The following is a 21,251-nucleotide window of genomic DNA, read 5'->3' as shown; positions in this document are numbered from 1 at the left end:
GGATTCGTCGTTGCCCGGCGTGGCGTGCCGCGCTTGCGGCTCAGAACTGCACGATCGGCTTGAACCCGCCGAAGATCATCCGCTTCATGTCGAACGGCATCGCCTGCGGCCCCATCCCGTCCAGGCGGGGGTCCTTCATCACCAGCGCATTGACCTTGTCGCGGTGCTTGCGCGACTTGAACACGATCCACGAGAACGCCACCGTCTCGTCCGGCTTGAGCTTCACGCTCTGCGGAAACGAAGTGGACTTGCCCGGCTTGACGTCGTCGGCGATCGTTTCGACGTACTGCAGCGCGCCGTGTTCCATCCAGATCTTGCCGGCCTTGCGCGCCAGTTTGCGATAGGCCGCGACATTGGCCTTCGGCACCGGCAGGACATAACCATCGACGTAGCTCATCACTTCCTCCGATCGGGGGAATGCCCCCGTTTCAGGAACAGGACGACGGCACCGCATCGGGCGGTCCGCCACGCATCGCCACCATAACGCCGTGCGCATACGCCGGCCGCGAACTGCGGCACAGCGGAGCGCCGTCGGAGCGGCTCATTGCCACGACGAGCCGGGCACCCGGAATTCGACAGCCCGCGGTGGCCCGCAAAGCAAAACGCCGCCCACGCGGCGGCGTTCGCTGAATACGCGGATCGCGGCTCATTCGCCGGTCTTTACCTCGGCCTTGGCGTCGGCTTTGGCCACCGCCTCGACCTGAATGCGCAGATTCACGCTCATGTCGAAACCGTAGTCCTTGCCCGCGTCCATGCCGAACTGGTCGCGCTGGAACTGCGCGCTGGCGTCGGCGCCGCACAGCTCGCGCTTGAACATCGGGTGCGGGATGCACTTGAACGTGTTGATCTTCAGTTCCAGCGGCTTGGTCACGCCGAGCAGGGTCAGTTCGCCCACCACCCTGGTCGGTGCTCCGTCGCGGAACTCGGCCAGCTTGCCCTTGTAGGTCGCGGTCGGAAACTTGGCGGTGTCGAACAAGTCCGGCTTGTTGGCATGTTCGTTCATGGCATCGAAGCCGAAATCGATGCTGGCGGTATCGATCACAATCTCGACCGTGCCGGTACCGGCCTGCTTGTCCAGGACCACGCTGCCCTTGGACTTGTTGAACTTGCCGCGCCACACCGACACGCCCATGTGATCGGCTTCGAAGCTCGGATAGGTGTGGCTGGGGTCGATCTCGTAGGTCGTCGGCGCGGCGGTGGCGGCGCCGGCGGCGAGCGCGAACGGGGTTACGAGACAAAGCGCGAGCTTGTTCATGAAGTAGTTCCGTGGCGGAAAGTCGCGGGCACGCTAGCACCGCACCGCCGGCCGCCGCAATCGGGGCAGCCCCCGACTGTAGGAGCGGCGTGAGCCGCGACCGCCGAAGCGATGTAGGCAAGCGCGGCGTCCGAAGCCAGGACGGCGCAGATGATCGACGCCGTATGGACGACCTCCGCAAGCGACGCTCACGTAAACCGCTTCGACGGTCGCGGCTCGCGCCGCTCCTACAAGAGCCGGCCCGCAACGAAAAACGCCGCCCGAAGGCGGCGTTTTTCGCGATCGCGCCCGGCGACCGGGCGATCAGGCCTCCGGCACCGGCGAGCCCGCCGCGTCGGGCGCGGCTTCGCCGACCGCCACCGCCGCTTCGCCCTCGCCGCCGTCCTCGCTCTCGTCCAGCGAGGCGTCGACGCGTTCGATGGTCTGCAGGCTCTCGCCTTCGGACAAGCGCATCAGGGTCACGCCCTGGGTGTTGCGCCCGACCTGCGAGATCTCGGCGGCGCGGGTGCGCACCAGGGTGCCGCCGTCGGAGATCATCAGCACCTCGTGGTGATCGCTGAGCTGGATCGCACCGACCAGAGCGCCGTTGCGCTCGGTGGTCTTCAACGCGATCACGCCCTGGGTGCCGCGACCCTTGCGCGGGTACTCCTCGATCGCCGTGCGCTTGCCGTAACCGCGCTCGCTGGCGGTCAGGATGTCGCCGTCGCCGTCGACCACCACCAGGCTCACCACCACCGTGCCGGTGTCGTTCGGGACGTCGGCCGCGTCGGCATCGCCCTCGGGCACCACCGCATCGTCGGCCTCGGACTCGCTGGCCGCGAGCAGGCGCATGCCGCGCACGCCGCCGGCGGTGCGGCCCATCGGCCGCACGGTCGATTCGGAGAAGCGCGAGGCGCGGCCGTTGGACGCGAACAGCATCACGTCGCGGTTGCCGTCGGTCAGGGCGACGTCGACCAGGGCATCGCCCTCGTCGAGGTTGATCGCGATCTTGCCGCGCGCGAGCTTGAACGCGAACTCGGTCAGCGGGGTCTTCTTGACCCGGCCGTTGCGGGTGGCGAAGAACACGAAATGGTCTTCGTCGTAGCTGCGCACCGGCAGCACCGCCTGCACCTGCTCGCCGGCCTCCAGCGCCAGCCAGTTGATGATCGGGCGACCGCGCGCGTTCGGGCCGGCCTCCGGCAGCTGGTGCACCGGCAGCCAGAACACCCGGCCGGTGCTGGTGAAGGTCAGCAGGGTGTCGTGGGTGTTGACCAGCCACAGCTTGTCGATGAAGTCCTCGTCCTTGGTCGCGGCGGCGTTGCGGCCCTTGCCGCCGCGCTTCTGCGCGCGATAGGCGCTGACCGGCTGGCGCTTGGCGTAGCCGGCGTGGGACAGGGTCACGACCACGTCTTCCGGCGCGATCAGGTCGAGGATGTCGAGGTCTTCCTCGCTGGCGCGGATCTCGCTGCGGCGCTCGTCGCCGAACTCTTCCTTGAGGTTGCGCAGCTCGGTGCGGATGACGTCGAGCAGCACGTCCGGGTGCTCGAGGATCTCGATCAGGCCGCGGATCGCGTCGAGCAGCTGGCGGTATTCCTCGGTCAGCTTTTCCTGCTCCAGGCCGGTCAGGCGGTGCAGGCGCATTTCCAGGATCTGGTTGGCCTGGACTTCGGTGAGCTGGTAGCGGCCGTCGGCGAAACCGACGCCCGGCGGCAGGTCTTCCGGACGCGAGGCCTCCGAACCGGCAGCGGCCAACAAGGCGCCGACCAGGCCCGGTTCCCAGGTCTTGGCCAGCATGCGCTCGCGCGCTTCGTTCGGGTTCGCCGAGGTCTTGATCAGCTCGATCATCTCGTCGATGTTGGCGAGCGCGACCGTCAGGCCTTCCAAGATGTGCGCGCGCTGGCGCGCCTTGCGCAGTTCGAAGATGGTGCGGCGGGTCACTACCTCGCGGCGGTGGCGGACGAAGGCTTCCAGCACCTGCTTCAGGGTCAGCAGCTGCGGGCGGCCGTCGACCAGGGCGACCATGTTGATGCCGAACACCGACTCCATCTGCGTCTGCTGATAGAGGTTGTTGAGCACCACTTCGGCCGACTCGCCGCGCTTGATCTCGATGAAGATGCGCATGCCGTCCTTGTCGGACTCGTCGCGCAGCTCGCTGATGCCTTCGAGCCTTTTCTCCTTGACCAGCTCGGCGATCTTCTCGATCAGGCGGGCCTTGTTGACCTGGTAGGGGATCTCGGTGACGACGATCGCCTCGCGGCCGGTGTCCTGGTTGACCTCGATCTCGGCGCGGGCGCGCATGCGCACGCGGCCGCGGCCGGTGCGGTAGGCCGCCACGATCCCGGCGGTGCCGTTGATGATGCCGGCGGTGGGGAAGTCCGGCCCCGGGATGTGCGCCATCAGGCCGTCGACGTCGATCTCCGGCTCGTCGATCAGGGCGATGGTGGCGTTGACCACCTCGACCAGGTTGTGCGGCGGGATATTGGTCGCCATGCCGACCGCGATGCCGGCCGAGCCGTTGACCAGCAGGTTCGGCACCCGGGTCGGCAGGACCGTGGGCTCGAGTTCCTTTTCGTCGTAGTTGGGCTGGAAATCGACGGTTTCCTTGTCGATATCGGCCAGCAGCTCGTGGGTCAGGCGCGTCATGCGCGCCTCGGTGTAACGCATCGCCGCCGCGTCGTCGCCGTCGACCGAACCGAAGTTGCCTTGGCCATCGACCAGCAGGTAGCGCAGCGAGAACGGCTGCGCCATGCGCACCAGGGTGTCGTACACCGACTGGTCGCCGTGCGGGTGGTACTTACCGATCACGTCGCCGACGATACGCGCCGACTTGAAGTGCGGCTTGTTGGCGTGCGTACCGAGTTCGTTCATCGCGTACAGCACGCGACGATGCACCGGCTTGAGGCCGTCTCGCACGTCGGGGAGCGCGCGGCCCACGATCACGCTCATGGCGTAATCGAGGTAGCTGCGGCGCATCTCGTCTTCGAGATTGACCTGGATGATTTCCTTGGCGAGTTCGGCCATCAGGGTTCCGTTGCGGGCGGTGGTTCGACCGCCCCGCGCGGGCCTCGGCGTTCCGGTCGGAACGCCGCGCTGGAAGCCGAAAACAGTACCCCGGCGGGCCTGTCCTGCAGCTCGCTCGGGGCGGCATCAAAGAGACAGGAAATCATAGCACGAAATGCGCTCGCACAGGGCCGCGATTCCCACGCAGAAACAATCACTTGAGCGTTATTTTCAGCTGCGTTGCAGCATCGCGGCGAAAGCGGCGAAAAGCGGCCCATGCGGGAGCCCGCGAGGGCCGATGCGGCCCGGGCCGAACCGCACGCGCGGTGCCGCCCCAGGGCTGCCGGAAACGTCGTGGAGGCATGCCGGAGCACGCCCCCCCGAAATCTCCGCGTGCCGACCGGGACACCCATCCAGGGCTTTGCCGACGTAGGGCGCTGACGTCTCCGCCCCGCCCTTGCGGGGATGACGGCCGCAAGAGTCGCGAGCGAACTCCACGCTGTCATGGCCGCGGATGCGGGCCCGGCGTCCGACTTCCGCGCAGCCGCGCATCCAGGGCTAATCGAGGCGGGATTTCGAAGCCGCCGCACCCTCACCTTCGCCAGGAGGACGGGCCGGGAGATAGCGCCGCGTGCGCGGGCATGACGGCCTGGAAGTTCGCGGCATTCCCGATCGGCCGTCCGCCCCGCGAAGGCGGGATGTCAGGGCGATATCCAGGCGCGAATTCGAAACCGGCGGCCGCGCGCCTGCGGGCCCGACCAGCCCACAGGCGGTCCCGACAGCCGCACGGGCTCAGCCGAACGCCGCTTTCATCGCCGCCGCATCCGGGCGTTCGATCACGCCGCGCTCGGTGACGATGGCGTCGATCAGCTCGTGCGGGGTGACGTCGAATACCGGGTTCCAGGCCCCGATGCGCTCGGCCGCGGTGCGCTGGCCGCCGACCGCGAACAGCTCGCCCGGATCGCGCTCTTCGATCTCGATCGCATCGCCGCTGGCGGTGGCCATGTCCACCGTTGACGAGGGCGCGGCGACCATGAACTTGACCCCGTGGTGGCGGGCGGCGATCGCCAGCTGGTAGGTGCCGATCTTGTTGGCGGTGTCGCCGTTGGCGCAGATGCGGTCGGCGCCGACGATCACCCAGCCCACCTTGCCGCTCTTCATCAGGTGCGAAGCGGCGGCGTCGGCGATCAGGGTCGGGGCGATGCCGTCCTGTTCCAGCTCCCACACGGTCAACCGCGCGCCCTGCAGCCAGGGCCGGGTCTCGCCGGCGAACACCTGTTGGATGCGGCCCTGGGCGACGCCGGCGCGGATCACGCCGAGCGCGGTGCCGAAGCCGGCGGTGGCCAGCGAGCCGGTGTTGCAATGGGTCAGCACGCCGCTGCCGGGCGCGATCAGCGCCGCGCCGAGCGCCCCCATGCGCCGGTTCGCGGCCAGGTCTTCGTCGGCGATGGCCTGGGCTTCGCGGCTCAACACCTCGCGCCAATCGGCGCCGGCCGGCGCCAGCACCCGGCGCATGCGCGCCAGCGCCCAGGCCAGGTTGACCGCGGTCGGGCGGGCGGCATTGAGCCGCTGCATCGCCGGCTCGATCTGCGCCAGCGCCGCGGCGCCGTCGGACGCCTCGACCGACCGCGCCGCCAGCACCGTGCCCCAGGCCGCGGCGATGCCGATCGCCGGCGCGCCGCGCACGGTCAGGGCGTGGATCGCGGCGGCGACCGCATCGCTGTCCTCGCAGCGCACGTACTCGACGGCGAACGGCAGCTTGCGCTGATCGAGCAGTTCCAGGGCGTCGCCGGTCCAGCGGATCGGGCGGATGCGGTCGTAGCGGTCGAAGTCGATGGCGTCGTTCATGGGGATAGTTTAGCGGATGCGTGTCGCCGGCCATGAGCGTGCAGGCCGTGAGGGCGCACAGGCTGGCGGGAGACAGGAGAACGCGGCCGCCGGAAACGGCGACGCCTCCGCTGCGCGGCAGCGGAGGCGTCGCGGGTCGCTCGTGTCAGGCCCGATCGGTTGGGCCTAATCGGTCGGGCCCGATCAGTTGACCATGAAGCGGCCGCGGCAACCGTTGGAGACCCACACGCCGTTGCGGTCCCAGCCCCAGGTCTGGCCTTCCACGCACGGCGAACCCGAGTTCTGGCGCAGCAGGCGCACATCGCGGCGCACGGTCATGTTGCAGCGGTTCTGGCGGTTGTTGTTCGACTCGCAGCTGATCTCCTGACCGCCGCCGCCCCAACCGCCGCCGCCGCCGCCCCAACCGCCGCCACCGCCGTTCCAGCCGCCGCCGCGGCCGGCGACGAATTCGCCGCGGCAACCGCCGCTGACCCAGACCTGGCCCGGGCGCGAGCCCCAGGTCTGGCCCTCGATGCACGGCGAATTCGACAACTGGCGCTGCAGGCGCGCGCGGTTGCCGGAGATGCTGCAGCTGCGGGTACGGCCGCTGTCGGATTCGCAGCGCACGACGTCGCCGCCACCGCCACCGCCCCAGCCGCCGCCACCGCCGTTCCAGCCGCCGCCGCGACCGGAAGCGAATTCGGCGCGGCAACCGTCGGTCACCCACACGCCGTAGCGGTCGTAGCCCCAGGTGCGGCCCTGGATGCAGGACGACTTGGACAGCTGGCGTACCAGCTGCACCCCGCCGCGCGTGTCGGCGTCGCAGCGCTGCTGCCGGTTGCCGTCGGATTCGCAGCGGAAAGTGCCGTCATTGCCGTAGTAGTCGTCGTACTGCGGCGCGGCCTGGGCCACGCCGGCGGCCAAGCCGAGGCCGATCAACAGACCGAATCCGGAAACGATGCGTGCGGACATGTGCGTGCTCCTTGTCAATGTGCCGAGGACTCTAGCTGAACCCGCTTAACGTCAGCTCAAGATTTGGGGGACCGGCGATGCGCGAAGTCGGCGCGTTGCGGCCCCGTTCACTCAGCGCCTAGTGTGCCGCCAATGGCGCACTGCGCCATGCGCCGTCGGTCGCAGAGCCGGAGGCCGGACCACAGTACCGGCGCGGCTATCGCTCAGCCGCCGCCGCGGCGGTAGTCCAGCTCGAACTCGGCGCGGCAGCCGTCCTCGACCCAGACCCCGTGGGCGTCGTAGCCCCAGCTGCGGCCCTCGATGCATTCCGAATTGGACAGCTGCTTGACCAAGCGCACGCCGAGGCCGGTATCGCCCTCGCAGCGGCGTGCGCGGCGGTCCTGCGATTCGCAGCGCAGCAAGGCTTTGCGCGGCGGCTCCGGCGCTGCGGGTACCGCAACCGCCGCCGCTTCGCCGCCGATCAGGCGGAACTCGGCGCGGCAGCCGCCGGCAACCCAGATGCCCTGCTCGTCCGCGCCCCAGGTCTGGTTGCGCAGGCAAGGCTGCTTGGACAATTGCTGGGCCAGGGCGACGCCGTCGACGATGCGCGCCGGACAATGGTTCCAGCGCCCGCCGCGCGATTCGCACTTGATCACCCGCGCGCCGGAGGTGCTGTCGCGGCCGCGGCCGCCCTTGCCCAGCACGAAGTCGGCCGCGCAGCCCTGGGTCACCCAGACGCCACCGCGATCGGCGCCCCAACTGGTGCCTTCGACGCAGGGTTTGCCGGACGTGCGGCGGATCAGCCGCACGCCTTCGCGGGTATCGGCCGGGCAACGCACCACTTCCTCGCCGCTGGAGGCGCAGCGCAACAGGCGCCCGCCGTACAGGCGCTCTCCGACCGGTTCGGCACGCGCCACGCCGACCGCGCAGGCCACGCCCGCGAACGCCAGCAGGTGGATCGCGGCTGTCAAACTACGCATGCATGGCCCCCCAGACCCAATGCGATCACTCTAACCGCGTCGCATTAACTTGCAATCAAAACGCGGCGTCGGCCCGCAACGTGAAGCTGCACGGTTCAGGGGGGTTCATCGCCATCAAGCACGCGTGAAGTCGAACGCCAGCGCATCGGCGATGCGGCCGGTGCCGAGCATCGCCATCAGCAGCCGGTCGACGCCGAGCGCGACCCCGGCGCAATCCGGAAACCCCGCCGCCAGCGCGTCGAGCAAGGCCTGATCGCGCGGCGGCGCCGACTCGCCGCGCTCGCCGCGCAGGGCGCGGTCGCGATCGAAACGGGCGCCCTGCTCGGCCGCGTCGGCCAGCTCGTGGTAGCCGTTGGCGACTTCCAGCGGCCCCAGGTAAAGCTCGAAACGCTCGGCGACCGGATGGCCGTCGCCGTCGTCGCGCAGCCGCGCCAAGGCACATTGCGAAGCCGGGTAGTCGCATACGGCGAGCATGCGGTCGGCGGCGAAACCCGGCTGCAGGCGGTGGGTCATCAGCAAGTCGAGCCAGTCGTCGCGGGTCAGCCCCTGCGGATCGATGACCACCTCGCCCAATGCGGCGCGCAGTTGCCCTTCGTCGGCGACGAACGGGTCCAGCCCGAGCCGGTCGCGGTACAGATCGCGGTAGCGGATCGTGTCCAGGGGCGCTTCGCGACCGACCAGGGCCAGCGCGGTGCGCACCAGGTCGGCGGTTTCGCCGATCAGCCGGCGATGGTCCCAGCCGACCCGGTACCACTCCAGCATGGTGAATTCGGGGTTGTGCCGGCCGCCGGCCTCGCCGTCGCGGAACACCCGCCCGAGTTCGTAGCAATCCCCGAACCCGGCCGCGAGCAGCCGCTTGAGCGGAAACTCCGGCGAAGTGCGCAGCCAGCGGATGCGCGGCGCGCCATCGGTGCGGCCGCTGAACTGCAGCGAGAACGAGGCGATGTTGGGATCGGTGTTGCCGGCCACCGACATCACCGGGGTCTCGACTTCGGTCACCCCGCGTTCGGCGAAGAAACCGCGCACCGCGGCGTTGAGCCGCGCGCGCAGGCGCAAGGCCTCGAACGAAGCCGACGGCCGCCACGGCGTGCCGGCCGCGCTCATTCGTGTTCGGCCAGGAAGGCCAGCAGGCGCGCTTCGTCCCAGACTTCGACGCCCAGCTCCTGGGCCTTGTCGAGCTTGGAACCGGCGGCCTCGCCGGCGACCACGAACGCGGTCTTCTTGGATACGCTGCCGGCGACCTTGGCGCCGAGCGCCTCCAGGCGCGCCTTGGCCTCGTCGCGGGTCAGCGCGGACAGGGTGCCGGTCAGCACCGCGGTCTGGCCGTCCAGCGGTCCGGCCGCGGCGGTCGATGCGGCGGGTGTCAACGCGTCCAGCTGCGCCAGCGCCTCGCCGACGCCGATCAGCAACTGCGCGTTCTCGTCCACGCTCAGCCACGAGGCCAGCGCTTGCGCGCTGTCGGCCGGCAGGCCGGCGGTGATGTAGGCGTGTTCCGGGGCATCCAGCAGTTTCTGCGCATCGCCGAACGCAGTCGCGAGCTGGTCGGCACGGATTTTGGTGACCTTGGGGATCTCCATGTCGACCAGCAGCGTCGCCAGGTTGAGGCCTTCGCGCAGCTTCGGCGAGGGCGCGTGGGCGTCGCCGATCTCGACCTTGCGCGCGAGCAGGTCGTCGATCACTTGCTGGTTGCCGGGCTGGTCGAAGAAATGGCCCAGCGAACGCGCGACTTCGCCGCCGATGTCCGGCACGCGCTTGAACAGCGGCCACGGCAGGCGCCGGATCAGTTCCAGATCGCCGAACCACAGCGCCAGCGCCTTGGCCGTGCTCTCGCCCACGTGCTGGATGCCGAGCGCGAACAGGAACCGCTCCAGGGTGGTGCGGCGGCTGTGGTCGATGGCCTCGACTAGGTTTTCGGCCCACTTGGTCGCGATCTTCTTCCTATTCCACTCGAAGCGAACTGCACGATCACGCACTATTCTAATGACGTACTGACGCCCATCCGTACGCCAGTCGTTACTATCGGCATCGACCAACACCTCGGGCCGAAACGCCGAGGGAGCTTCGAAGAGTTTTGCAGCCTCCTCGTTCTGATTCGCCGACAAGTGCATGCGCAACGACATCTCGACAGTAGAAGGACTGGCGTCGAGCACAAGCTTGACCAGGATCAGGTCGTCCAGAGTAAGCGCATAGATATCGGCCGGAGATTTCACGACCTCGGTTTCGACGAATAGGTCGATAAACCGTTCGCCCAAGCCTTCGATGTCCATCGCCCGGCGCGAGGCGAAATGGCGGATCGCCTCCTTGCGCTGCGCGGCGCAGGTCAGCTCGCCCGAGCAGCGCCACACCGCTTCGCCCTCTTCGCGCACGATCTCCGAACCGCACACCGGACAGACCTGCGGCATGCGCCATTCCGGCGCGTGCGGGTTGCGGCACTCGGGCACCACCCGGACGATTTCCGGAATCACGTCGCCGGCGCGGCGCACGATCACCGTGTCGCCGATGCGCACGTCGAGGCGGGCGATCTGGTCGGCGTTGTGCAGGGTGGCGTTGGTCACCACCACGCCGGCGACCTGCACCGGTTGCAGCCGCGCGACCGGGGTCGCCGCGCCGGTGCGGCCGATCTGGATGTCGATGCCTTCCAGTACCGTCGACTGTTCCTGGGCCGGGAACTTGTGCGCGATGGCCCAGCGCGGCGCGCGCGAGACGAACCCCATCTCGCGCTGGCCGGCGTAGTCGTCGAGCTTGTAGACCACGCCGTCGATGTCGAACGGCAGCGAGTCGCGCCTGGCGCCCATCCGCCGGTAATAGCCGAGCAGGCCTTCGGTGCCGGCGACCACGCCGCTCTCGGCGCTGACCGGGAAGCCCCATTCGCGCAGCTGCTGCAACGTCGCCGAATGGGTCGGCGGCAGTTCGTAGCCCTCGACCACGCCGACGGCATAGGCGTAGAACGCCAGCGGCCGCTGCGCGGTGATGCGCGGATCGAGCTGGCGCAGCGAACCGGCGGCGCCGTTGCGCGGGTTGGCCAACACCTTGCCGCCGTCGCGCAGCGCTTTTTCGTTGTAGGCCTTGAACGCGGCCAGCGGCATGTAGACCTCGCCGCGCACCTCCAGCACCGGCGGCCAGCCTTCGCCGCGCAGCCGCATCGGAATCGCCTTGACCGTGCGCAGGTTGGCGGTGACGTCTTCGCCGGTGGCGCCGTCGCCGCGCGTCGCGCCCTGGACGAAGTGGCCGTCCTCGTAGCGCAGGCTGATCGCCAGGCCGTCGAGCTTGGGCTCGACCGAGAACGACGGCGCCTCGACGTCCAGGCGTTCGACGATCTTGCGCACGAAGTCGGCCACTTCCTCGTCGCTGAAGGCGTTGCCCAGCGACAGCATCGGCACCGCGTGACGGACCTCCTCGAAGTGGCCCGCGGGCGTGCTGCCGACGCGCTGGGTCGGCGAGTCGGCCGAGGCCAGCTCGGGATGCGCGGCCTCCAGCGCCTCCAGCTCGCGCAGCAGACGGTCGTAGTCGGCGTCGGCCAGGGTCGGGTCGTCGAGGACGTAGTAGCGGTAGTTGGCGTCTTCGAGCTGGGCGCGCAGCGCGGCGACGCGTTGCGCGGCGGAGTCCGCGGAGTTCTTCGTGGTCACGGGTCGGCGTCCTGGCACGGCGTGTGCGGCGGGGCGGAGGGCATTTTGAACGGGAAACGCGCAATTGTGGATGGCGGGCGTCGCGGAGCGCGCGACCGGACCCGGGAACGGGCTGGAGCTCCTTGCCCGGTTGGGAAGAGCGCGGCATCGGCTTCGGCGGCCGGCGCTGCGAGCGAACGGCCGGGCATTGACGAGACCGCCGCGCGGCGCTTGCAAGGGCGACGCGGGCCGCGACAGTCGCAGCGGTGCGATGCCGGGCAAGGCCACGAGGCGACGAACGCCCCTTGCCGTGCAGGGAAACGACGCCGGACGCCGGAAATGCAGAAGCCCGGAGGTCCGGGCTTGGGCGTGGCGCTGGCGGGCGTCGCGTCGGCGGTCGCGGCTTACGCCGCTCCTACAAAGCCGCTCCTACAAAGCCGCTCCTACCAAGGGGATGGGCCGCTCGTGCGATGCGGCGCTTACCAGCGGGTCGGCTTGCTCAGCGGCGGGGCTTCGCGTTGGCGGTCGTAGGCGCGCAGCTCGTCGCGCAGGTGGGCGATGCGCTGGCGGCCCAGGGCGTTGCGCTGTTCGTCCAGGACCACGCCGTCGAGCAGTTCGGCCATGCGCTGCGCGGTCGGCAACATGGTCTCCCATGCGTCCAGCGCCGGCACCGGCGCCGGCAGGGTCAGGAAGAAGGCGATCGCCGGGGTTTCCAGCGATTGGATCGCCGACATGTCGAAGCTGCCCGGCTTCATGATGTTGGCGACGCTGAACACCGGACCGCGCTCGGGATGGCCTTCGACCAGGCGGTGGTAGACGCCCATGTGGCCGTAGACGAGGCCGGCCTTTTCCGCCGCGACCACGATGTCGGGGCCGTGCAGCTTCTGCCCGGCGCGCGCGGCCAGGTACAGGGTGACGATCTTGTCGAACTCGTCGCTGACCCGGCGGCCGAGCTCGCTGTTGGCGCCGCCTTCCAGGGTGCGGTCGAACAGTTCCAGCTCGGCCTGGGTGGTGGCCTCGCCGGCCACGCCGGCGTTCTGGCCGAGTTCGTTTTCGAGCTGCTCGCCCAGGGTCGGCTCCTGGCGCGGGGCCTTGCCCGCGCGCGCTTCGTCTTCGCGGGCGATGCGCTTGCCCTGCCCCGGCTTGCGCGGGCGGCCGAAGAACAGGATCGCGCCGATCAGGATCAGGCCGGCGATGAAGATGCCGATGCGCATCAGGGTCAGGTCGGACATCGGAGGCTCCTTGTGCTGCTGGCGTCGTTAGCGGGGCTCGGGCCGGGCGCCTGGGCGGCGCCGCGCTGGACCGGGGTTCCGCTGCGACTGCGTCGATTCGGTTTGAACGGTGAGGGATCGAACGATGGACGGTCCATCCGGGCGCTGCCGCGCAACGCCCGCCGGCCTCAGGCCGCGCCCGCCAGGCGCGCCGCTTCGGCCAGGTCGACCGAGACCAGGCGGCTCACGCCGGGCTCGCGCATGGTGACGCCGGACAACTGGCTGGCCACTTCCATCGTCGCCTTGTTGTGGGTGACGAACAGGAACTGTACCTGTTCGCTCATCTCGTTGACCATCGTCGCCAGGCGACCGACGTTGGCTTCGTCGAGCGGCGCGTCGACTTCGTCGAGCAGACAGAACGGCGCCGGGTTCAAGCGGAAGATCGCGAACACCAGCGCCACGGCGGTCATCGCCTTCTCGCCGCCGGACAGCAGCGAGATGTTGGACACGCGCTTGCCCGGCGGCCGCGCCATGATCGACACGCCGGTGTCGAGCAGGTCTTCGCCGGTCAGTTCCAGATAGGCGTGGCCGCCGCCGAACAGGCGCGGATACAGTTCCTGCACGCCCGAATTGACCCGATCGAAGGTGTCCTTGAAGCGGCCGCGGGTCTCGCGGTCGATCTTGCGGATCGCTTCTTCCAGGGTGTCCAGCGCGGTGGTCAGGTCGCCGTGCTGGGCATCCAGATACTCCTTGCGCTGCGCCGCCTCGGCATGCTCGGCGATCGCCGCCAGGTTGACCGGTTCCAGCCGGCGCAGCTTGTTGTCCAATTCGGCGACCGTGCGCTCCCAAGTCGACGCGTCGGCGTTTTCGTCCAGACCGTTGACCACGTCCTCCAGCACCGCGCCGGCCTCGGCGATCGCCGTGGTCAGGGTCTCGGCCTTGAGGACCAGGGCCTGCTGTTCCAGCCGGCGCTGGCCGATCGCTTCGCGCTGCTGCAGCGCCTGTTCGTCGCGCTGCTGGCGGGTCTGCTCGAACTTGCGCAGGTCGTTGTCGATGCCGTCCAGCGCGGTGCGCGCGGCGGTCAGGTCCTGCTCGGCGATCACCCGCTGCTCCAGCGCGACCTGGCGCTGTTCCTCCAGCGCGACCACCGGCTGGTCGCCGTCGTCGAGCTGGGCGGACAGTTCGCTCAGGCGCGAATCGAGCTGGCCGCGCTGGCCGCCCATGCGCTCCAGGGTCTGGCTGAGGCCGGCGATCTGCGCGCGCTGGGTCTCCAGGCTGAGCATCAGCGCGTGCGCCGCGTCGCGCGACTCGCGCGCGGCGTTGCGCGCGGCCTCGCGGGCATCGGTCAGGCTGCGGCGCTCCGACTCCAAGCGCAGGCGCGCGTCCTCCAGCTCGCCCATGCGCTCGACCGCGGTCTCCTGGCGCAGCCGCGCCTCGCGCGACTGCTCGCGCGCGGCGTCCAGCGCGATCAGCAACTGCTCCAGGTCGGCGTCGATCTTTTCGATCCGGGTGCGCGCCGAGTCCAGCCGGCCCTGGTGGCTCTGCAACTGGCCGGCCAGTTCGGACACCCCGCGATGGGCCATGTACAGGCTGCGCTGGGCGTCTTCGCGATGCTGCTCGGCGGCCAGCGAACGGTCGCGCAGCTGGATCTGGTTTTGTTCCAGTTCGCGTTCGCGCTCCTGCAGGGTCTCGATCTCGACCCGCAGGGTCTGGATCTCGCGCTCGCGCAACAGCGCGCCCTGCTTGGCCGCACCGGAGCGCAGCACCCGCACCCAGCCGGCGCCGAGGCGCTCGCCGTTGCGGGTGATGACGGTTTCTTCGGCGCCGAGCGTGGCCTGCAGCGCGCGCGCCGCGGCCAGGTCGTCGGCGCCGTGCAGGCGCGACAGCAGGCGGCGGATCGCGGCCGGGCCCTGCACCTTGGCCGCCAGCGAAGTCGGCGCATACGTCGCGTCGTCGCGCTCGGGCGAGACCAGGGTCAGGCGGCCTTCGCCGAGTTCGCCGATCGCGTCGACCAGGGTTTCCGGGGCTTCGACCAGCACGCCTTCGATGAGCTGGCCGAGCGCGCTTTCGACCGCGTTTTCCCAGCCCGCCTCGACGCTCAGGGTCTCGCCGACGCGCTGCGCCGAATCCAGCCCGCGCGCCTTCAGCCAGGCCAGGGCCGCGCCCTGCTCCTGGCCCAATGCCGCGTGCTGCAAGGTCTCCAGCGAGGACAGGCGGCCGCGCGAGGTCTGCGCCTGCTTGCGTACCTCGGCGAGCTGGTTCTGGGTCGCCCGCTGCTGTTCCTGCAGATCGGCCACCGCGCTCTTGCGCGTTTCCAGTTCCTCGCTGAGGCTGTCCAGCGATTCTTTCTGCAGTTCGTGCTGGCTCTGCAATTGTTCGAACGCGTCGGCCAGGGCGTTGACGTCCAGGCCGGTGCGCTCGGCGGTCAGCGATTCGCGCCGGCGGTCGGCGTCGAGGATCTGCCGGTCCAGGCCTTCGATGCGGGTGCGCTCGACGTCGGCCGCGCGCGCGGATTCGGATTGTTCCCGGCTGTGCGCGTCCCAGCGCTGCTGCCAGTCGTTGAGCCGGGCCTCGGCGTCGCGCAGGGCCTCCTGGCGCGCCTCGTCGTCCTCGCGCAGCGCCTCGATGCGCGGTTCGGCGTCGGCGACCGCGGCCAGCAGCACGTCCAGGCGGGCCTGGTCGTTGCCGATGTGCTCGCCGATCTCGGCCAATTGCGCCATCGCCTCGTCGCGCGCCTTGTGCAGGCGGCTGGAGAGTTCGCGCTGATGCTGGATCTGCTGTTCGATCCGGGCCAGCGCGCCGCCGACCTCGTAGCTGGCGGCCTGGGCCTTGTTCAAGGCCTCGGCGGCCTCTTCGCGCCGGACCCGGCCGGTCTCCAGCTCGCGCTCGGCCTCGCGCTGCTCGGCGATCAGCTGCTGCAGCCGGGTTTCCTGCTGCGACAGCTTCTCCCGCTGGGCCTGCAGCTTCTGGTCCAGGGCGCGGTATTCCAGCGCCTTCCACTCCACGTCCTTGATCTTGCGCTCGGCCTGGATCGCCTGGTACTGCTCGGCCTGGCGCGCCTGACGGCGCAGGTGTTCGAGCTGCTTGCCGACCTCTTCGCGCAGGTCGTTGAGGCGGTCGAGGTTTTCGCGGGTGTGGCGGATGCGGGTTTCGGTCTCGCGGCGGCGCTCCTTGTACTTGGAGATGCCGGCGGCCTCCTCCAGGTACACGCGCAACTCTTCCGGCTTGGCCTCGATGACCTGGCTGATCATGCCCTGCTCGATGATCGAGTAGCTGCGCGGGCCCAGGCCGGTGCCGAGGAACAGGTCGGTGATATCGCGACGCCGGCATTTGGCGCCGTTGAGGTAGTACTGGTTGCTGCCGTCGCGGCTGACCGTGCGCTTGACCGAGATCTCGTTGAACGCGGCGTATTCGCCGGTGATGGTGTGGTCGGAGTTGTCGAAGATCAGCTCGACCATCGCCTGCGACACCGGCTTGCGCGCCGAGGAACCGGCGAAGATCACGTCGGTCAGCGAGTCGCCGCGCAGGCGGCTGGCCGAGCTTTCGCCCATCACCCAGCGCACCGCGTCGATGATGTTCGACTTGCCGCACCCGTTCGGACCGACCACGCCGGTCATGTTGGTGGGCAGGTGCAGCGTGGTCGGATCGACGAAGGACTTGAAACCGGACAGCTTGATCGTGGAGAGACGCATGCGGCGGTGTGGCCTCTGGCGCGCCCGGGGGCGCAGCCGTGAAATTAGGTTAGATAGCTAAGCCAAGTGATTGAATCCACTGGGCCGCACACGGTGGCGACCGCGCTTCTTCGCGAGTATAGCGAACCCCGGCCGAGCCCGCCGTCGACAACGGCGCAGCGCGGTCCGCCGCCGATCGCCGTGCCGGCGGCGCCGCCGCGGCCGGCCAAGGCCCGGCCTTGCCCAATCGGGTCGGCGGCGACCGCGGTTGGCAAGACCGGCCGCCGGGCGTGATAAACAGTCAAGCGTGCTCCGCCCGAGCCGCCCCCACTTCTACCGAACCGAGCCCGCCGCCCCGCATGAGCCGACCGCGCGCCTCCCAGCCGCCCCGCAAAACCGGCGCCCCCCTGACCATGGCCGACCTGGCCGAGCTGGCCGGGGTTTCGGCGATCACGGTGTCGCGCGCCCTGCGCGACAGTCCGCTGGTCAACCCGGAGACCCGCGCCCGGATCAAGGAACTGGCCGAACAACAGGGCTATCAGTTCAACATCAGCGCGCGCAACCTGCGCCTGCGCCGCAGCATGACCGTGGCGGTGGTGGTGGAAATGAAACCGACCGTCGAACGGCAGATGTCCGGCTCCTACCCGCTGGATTTGCTCGGCGGCATCAGCCAGGAACTGACCTCGGCCGGCTACAGCGTGCTGCTGACCTCGCTGCAGGGCGGTTCCCTGCCCAGCGTGCAGGCCGCCGACGGGGTGATCCTGCTCGGCCAGGGCGCGCACGAGGATGCGATGCACGAAGTGCGGCGCTGGGGTCGGCCGATGGTGGTATGGGGCGCGGTCAGCCGGCACGAATCGCAGATCGTGGTCGGCAGCGACAACCAGCGCGGCGGCAAACTCGCCGCCGAACGCTTCCTGGCCCTGGGCCGACGCCGGCCGGTATTCCTCGGCGACAGCGCCCACGGCGAGTTCGCCGAGCGCCTGGACGGCTTCCGCTCGACCCTGGCCGGACACGGCATCGAACCGCTGACCCCGGTGGTGGGCCATTTCACCGTCAGCGCCGGCGCTCAGGCCGTGCATGCCCTGCTCGACCAGCACCCGCAGTTCGACGCGCTGTTCGCCGCCAGCGATCTGCTCGCGATCGGCGCGATCCGGGCCTTGATCGAACGCGGCCGACGCGTGCCCGAGGACGTGTCGGTGATCGGTTACGACGACACCCCCCTGGGCGCGACCTACCTGCCGCCGCTGACCTCGATCCATCAGAACTTCGTCGACGCCGGCGTGTTGCTGGCGCGCAAGATCCTGGCCCTGATCGAAGGCCGCCCGGCGCAATCGGAAATCCTGCCGACCCATCTGGTCGCGCGGGTCACCTGACTCCGTCGTATCCGCGATGCCGCCGAGCGCTGTCGCGGTGCGCGCACATCGTGACGCATCGCGCAGGACGTGCGCAGCGTCATGTTGCGACGCAACGCGCGCAAGGCGTTCGCAGGCTCGCGCATGACGCGCCGCAACATACGGCTAAGCAATTGATCCGATTCGTTCGCACAACGTCCGGACGGCCCTGAAAGCGGTCGCCGAGCAGCCGTCGAGAGCACATTGAATCGCAAGACTGTTATCGATAACTTGACATCGATAACAGTCGATCCCTAGGGTCCGCGCAACGCCGCTCCAGGACCCGCCCCGCGTGACCCAGCCTCAAACCCAGTCGCCCTCCCCCGATGTCGTCGCCGATGCCTGGCTGTTGCAGCAGCGCGGATTCGACCCGGCCCGGCGTCGTCGCGACGAAACCCTGTTCGCGCTCGCCAACGGTTCCCTGGGCGTGCGCGGCGGCTTCGAAGAGGCCGCCGGCGGCAGCGACGGCAGCTTCCTGGCTGCGGTCTACGAGAAGCACCCGATCCACTACCACGAGCGCTTCCCCGGTTTCGCCCGCCACACCGACACCCGCCTGCCGGTCGCCGACGGCCAGCGCATTGCGGTCTGGCTCGGCGCCCAGCGCCTGGAGCCGGACCGGGCGCAGTGGCTGGACTTCGAACGCAGCCTCGACCTGCGCCACGGCCGCAGCGCGCGCCGCCTGCGCCTGCGCACGCCGCAGGGCCAGACCCTGCAGATCCATGCCGAACGCGTGCTGCCGTTCGACAGCGGCCACGACGGCGTGGACTTGCTGGCGATCCGCTATCGGGTCGAATCGATCGACTACAGCGGCCCGTTGAGCCTGGTCTCGGCGATCGAATGCGGCCATCAGGCCGCCGAGCAAGGCGACGACCCGCGCATCGGCGTGGCGTCGGCGGAAGGTTTGCAACTGCTGTCGGCGCACGCCGACGCACACGGCGCGCACGTCCTGCAATCCACCCGGCGCAGCAATCTGCGCGTGGTCTGCGCGCAAGGCCACCGCATCGCCGCCGGACTCCACGCGGCGCAGGCCGGCGTCGAGGGCGACGCCGTCCGGCAACGCTACGAAGCGCAGTTGCAACCCGGGCAAAGCGTCGGCCTGGAGAAGTTCGTCGCCTACCTCAGCCACAACGACGAGGCCGGGCTGGTGCAGCGCGCGCAAAGCGCGCTGGAACAGGCGGCCGCGCTCGGTTTCGACGCGCTCGCCGCGCGCCAGTCCGCGGCGCTGGCGCACTTTTGGCGCGGCGCCGAACTGTCGATCGACGGCGACGCCGCGGCCGAGCAGGCGCTGCGCTTCAATCTGTTCCACCTGCTGCAGTCGGCCGGCCGCGACGGCGTCAACGGCACCGCGGCCAAGGGCCTGACCGGCGAGGGCTACGAAGGCCATTATTTCTGGGACACCGAGGCCTTCATGCTGCCGGTGATGGTCTACACCGCGCCGGACGTCGCGCGCGCCATGCTGCACGCGCGCTACGCGGCGCTGGAGCCGGCGCGCCGGCACGCGCGCGAGATGAACCACCCGCACGGCGCCCTGTTCCCCTGGCGCACCATCACCGGCGGCGAATGCTCGGCGCACTATCCCTCGGGCTCGGCCGCCTACCACATCAACGCCGCGGTCGCGTACGCGATCGGCCTGTACTTCGACGCCACCGAAGACCTCGACTTCCTGCTCGAAAGCGGCGCCGAGATCCTGTTCGAAACCGCGCGCATCTGGCCGCAGGTCGGCCATTTCGACGCCCGCCGCGGCGGCGCGTTCTGCATCCACGGCGTCACCGGCCCGGACGAGTACACCGCCCTGGTCGACAACAACTTCTACACCAACCGCATGGCCCAGCAGCATCTGCTGCGCGCCGCGCAGGTCTGGGAGCTGTTGCAGGAACGGCGCCCCCACCAGGCGCAGGCGCTGGCCGCGCGGCTGGGCGTGCAGGCGCACGAGCCGGCGCTGTGGCGGCGCGCCGGCGAGACCATGTTCCTGCACTACGACCCGGCCTTGGGCATCTACGCCCAGGACGACACTTTCCTGAGCAAGCCGCGCTGGCCGTTCCCGCGCCGCGAGGGCGAGCATCGCCCGCTGTTGCTGGATTTCCACCCACTGAGCCTGTACCGGCACCAAATCTGCAAACAGGCCGACGTGGTCATGGCCCTGGTCCTGGCCGGCCACGGCATTCCCGCCGACATCAAGCGCCGCAGCTACGACTACTACGAAGCCGTCACCACCCACGACTCGACCCTGTCGGCATCGGTGTTCGGCATTCTCGCCAGCGAAGTCGGCCACCCCGCGCAGGCCGAACGCTTTTTCAACGACAACCTGCGCGTCGACCTCGACGATCTGCACGGCAACACCGACCACGGCGTGCACATGGCGGCGTTGGCCGGCACCTGGCTGGGCCTGAGCGCCGGTTTCGCCGGGCTGCGCAGCCACGACGGACAGTTGAGCTTCGCCCCCACCCTGCCCGCCGGCTGGCGCGGCTACGGCTTCGGCCTGCGCTGGCGCGGCCGGCGCCTGCGCCTGAAGATCGATCGCGACGGCGTGGAGTACCGCCTGCTCGACGGCGCGCCGCTGAGCATCGAGCACGCGGGCCGGCGCATCGGATTGCGCGTCGACGAACCGCAGCGCGCGCCCCTGGCGGCGCCGGGCGGCCCGGTGCGGCAGAGCTTCCCGCGTCCCGCGCAAGCGCTGATCTTCGATCTCGACGGGGTCCTGACCGACACCGCCCAGACCCATTACCGCGCCTGGAAGCGCATGGCCGACGAAGAGGGCCTGCCGTTCGACCGGCACGTCAACGAACAGCTCAAGGGCGTCGACCGGATGGCCTCGCTGGAGATCATCCTGCGCCACGCCGGACGAGTGCTCAGCGCCGAAGCCAAGCAGGCCCTGGCCGAGCGCAAGAACGCTTACTACGTCGAGGCGATCGCCGCCGTTACTCCGGCCGATCTGTTCCCGGGCGTCGAGCGCCTGCTCGAACAGGCGCGCGCCCGCGGCCTCAAGCTCGGCCTGGCCTCGGCCAGCCGCAATGCCGCCGCCCTGCTGGAACGGCTCGGCATCGGCCGGCGTTTCGACTACATCGCCGATGCCGCGCGCATCGCCCGCGCCAAGCCCGAACCCGACATTTTCCTCGACGTCGCCGCCGCCCTCGCCGTGCCTCCGGCGCAATGCATCGGCATCGAGGACGCCGCCGCCGGCGTGATCGCGATCAAGCGCGCCGGCATGGCCGCAGTCGGCATCGGCGCCCCGGCCGCCCTGTCCGGCGCCGACGCCTGCCTCGACGCGATCGCCGGCTTCGATCTGGACGCCTTCGTTTCGCCCTGACCGCGCGCGGCATGCACCGCCGCGGCAGACCCGACCGCCAACCGCAATCCGAGCAAGAGAACTTCAGATGAGTG

General features: G+C 69.8%; 12 protein-coding genes. 2 read left to right on the top strand and 10 right to left on the bottom strand.

Annotation, left to right across the window (positions count from 1 at the left end):
• Window positions 1-40 precede the first annotated feature (40 nt).
• From TX83_RS10380 to smc, 10 genes are all read right to left on the bottom strand, one after another.
• A complete protein-coding gene (locus TX83_RS10380) occupies window positions 41-397 on the bottom strand; it encodes a DUF1428 domain-containing protein (RefSeq protein ID WP_064747870.1) in 357 nt (118 codons plus the stop codon).
• Between the two features lie 249 nt (window positions 398-646).
• Window positions 647-1,255, bottom strand: coding sequence for a YceI family protein (locus tag TX83_RS10375; protein ID WP_064747869.1), 609 nt, complete (start codon window positions 1,253-1,255; stop codon window positions 647-649).
• Window positions 1,256-1,558: 303 nt separating this feature from the next.
• Window positions 1,559-4,255, bottom strand: a complete 2,697-nt coding sequence (gene gyrA / locus TX83_RS10370) for a DNA gyrase subunit A (RefSeq protein WP_064747868.1) — start codon at window positions 4,253-4,255, stop codon at window positions 1,559-1,561.
• A 771-nt stretch (window positions 4,256-5,026) separates the two neighbouring features.
• Window positions 5,027-6,082 (bottom strand): S-methyl-5-thioribose-1-phosphate isomerase, encoded by a 1,056-nt coding sequence (gene mtnA / locus TX83_RS10365; protein WP_064747867.1) that lies wholly within the window; start codon window positions 6,080-6,082, stop codon window positions 5,027-5,029.
• 183 nt (window positions 6,083-6,265) lie between these two features.
• Window positions 6,266-7,033 carry a DUF3011 domain-containing protein gene (locus TX83_RS10360; protein WP_064747866.1) on the bottom strand — a complete coding sequence of 256 codons (768 nt, stop codon included), beginning with the start codon at window positions 7,031-7,033 and terminating at the stop codon, window positions 6,266-6,268.
• Between the two features lie 203 nt (window positions 7,034-7,236).
• Window positions 7,237-7,992 carry a DUF3011 domain-containing protein gene (locus TX83_RS10355; RefSeq protein WP_079248160.1) on the bottom strand — a complete coding sequence of 252 codons (756 nt, stop codon included), beginning with the start codon at window positions 7,990-7,992 and terminating at the stop codon, window positions 7,237-7,239.
• A 114-nt stretch (window positions 7,993-8,106) separates the two neighbouring features.
• Entirely contained in the window at window positions 8,107-9,096 is a 990-nt protein-coding gene (epmA, locus tag TX83_RS10350) for an EF-P lysine aminoacylase EpmA (protein ID WP_064747864.1), read from the bottom strand.
• The gene (ligA, locus tag TX83_RS10345; protein WP_064747863.1) at window positions 9,093-11,618 is read right to left on the bottom strand and encodes an NAD-dependent DNA ligase LigA; all 2,526 of its coding nucleotides are present in this window, start codon (window positions 11,616-11,618) and stop codon (window positions 9,093-9,095) included. The genes epmA and ligA overlap by 4 nt, the downstream gene beginning before the upstream one ends.
• 458 nt (window positions 11,619-12,076) lie before the next feature.
• On the bottom strand, window positions 12,077-12,829 hold the full coding sequence (gene zipA / locus TX83_RS10340; protein WP_064747862.1) for a cell division protein ZipA: 753 nt from the start codon (window positions 12,827-12,829) through the stop codon (window positions 12,077-12,079).
• Window positions 12,830-12,996: 167 nt separating this feature from the next.
• Window positions 12,997-16,500, bottom strand: a complete 3,504-nt coding sequence (gene smc, locus TX83_RS10335; protein ID WP_064747861.1) for a chromosome segregation protein SMC — start codon at window positions 16,498-16,500, stop codon at window positions 12,997-12,999.
• 338 nt (window positions 16,501-16,838) lie between these two features.
• On the opposite strand from smc, the gene TX83_RS10330 reads away from it, so the two are divergent.
• Together TX83_RS10330 and pgmB are read left to right on the top strand one after the other, a co-directional pair.
• The gene (locus TX83_RS10330; protein WP_064747860.1) at window positions 16,839-17,852 is read left to right on the top strand and encodes a LacI family DNA-binding transcriptional regulator; all 1,014 of its coding nucleotides are present in this window, start codon (window positions 16,839-16,841) and stop codon (window positions 17,850-17,852) included.
• A 310-nt stretch (window positions 17,853-18,162) separates the two neighbouring features.
• Window positions 18,163-21,177, top strand: a complete 3,015-nt coding sequence (gene pgmB / locus TX83_RS10325; protein WP_064747859.1) for a beta-phosphoglucomutase — start codon at window positions 18,163-18,165, stop codon at window positions 21,175-21,177.
• Window positions 21,178-21,251: the final 74 nt, after the last annotated feature.

Source organism: Lysobacter antibioticus HS124 (genome assembly GCF_000336385.2).
Lineage (GTDB): Bacteria > Pseudomonadota > Gammaproteobacteria > Xanthomonadales > Xanthomonadaceae > Lysobacter > Lysobacter firmicutimachus.
The sequence above is the reverse complement of the archived record's forward strand: the minus strand, read 5'-3'. Positions and strand labels throughout refer to the sequence as shown.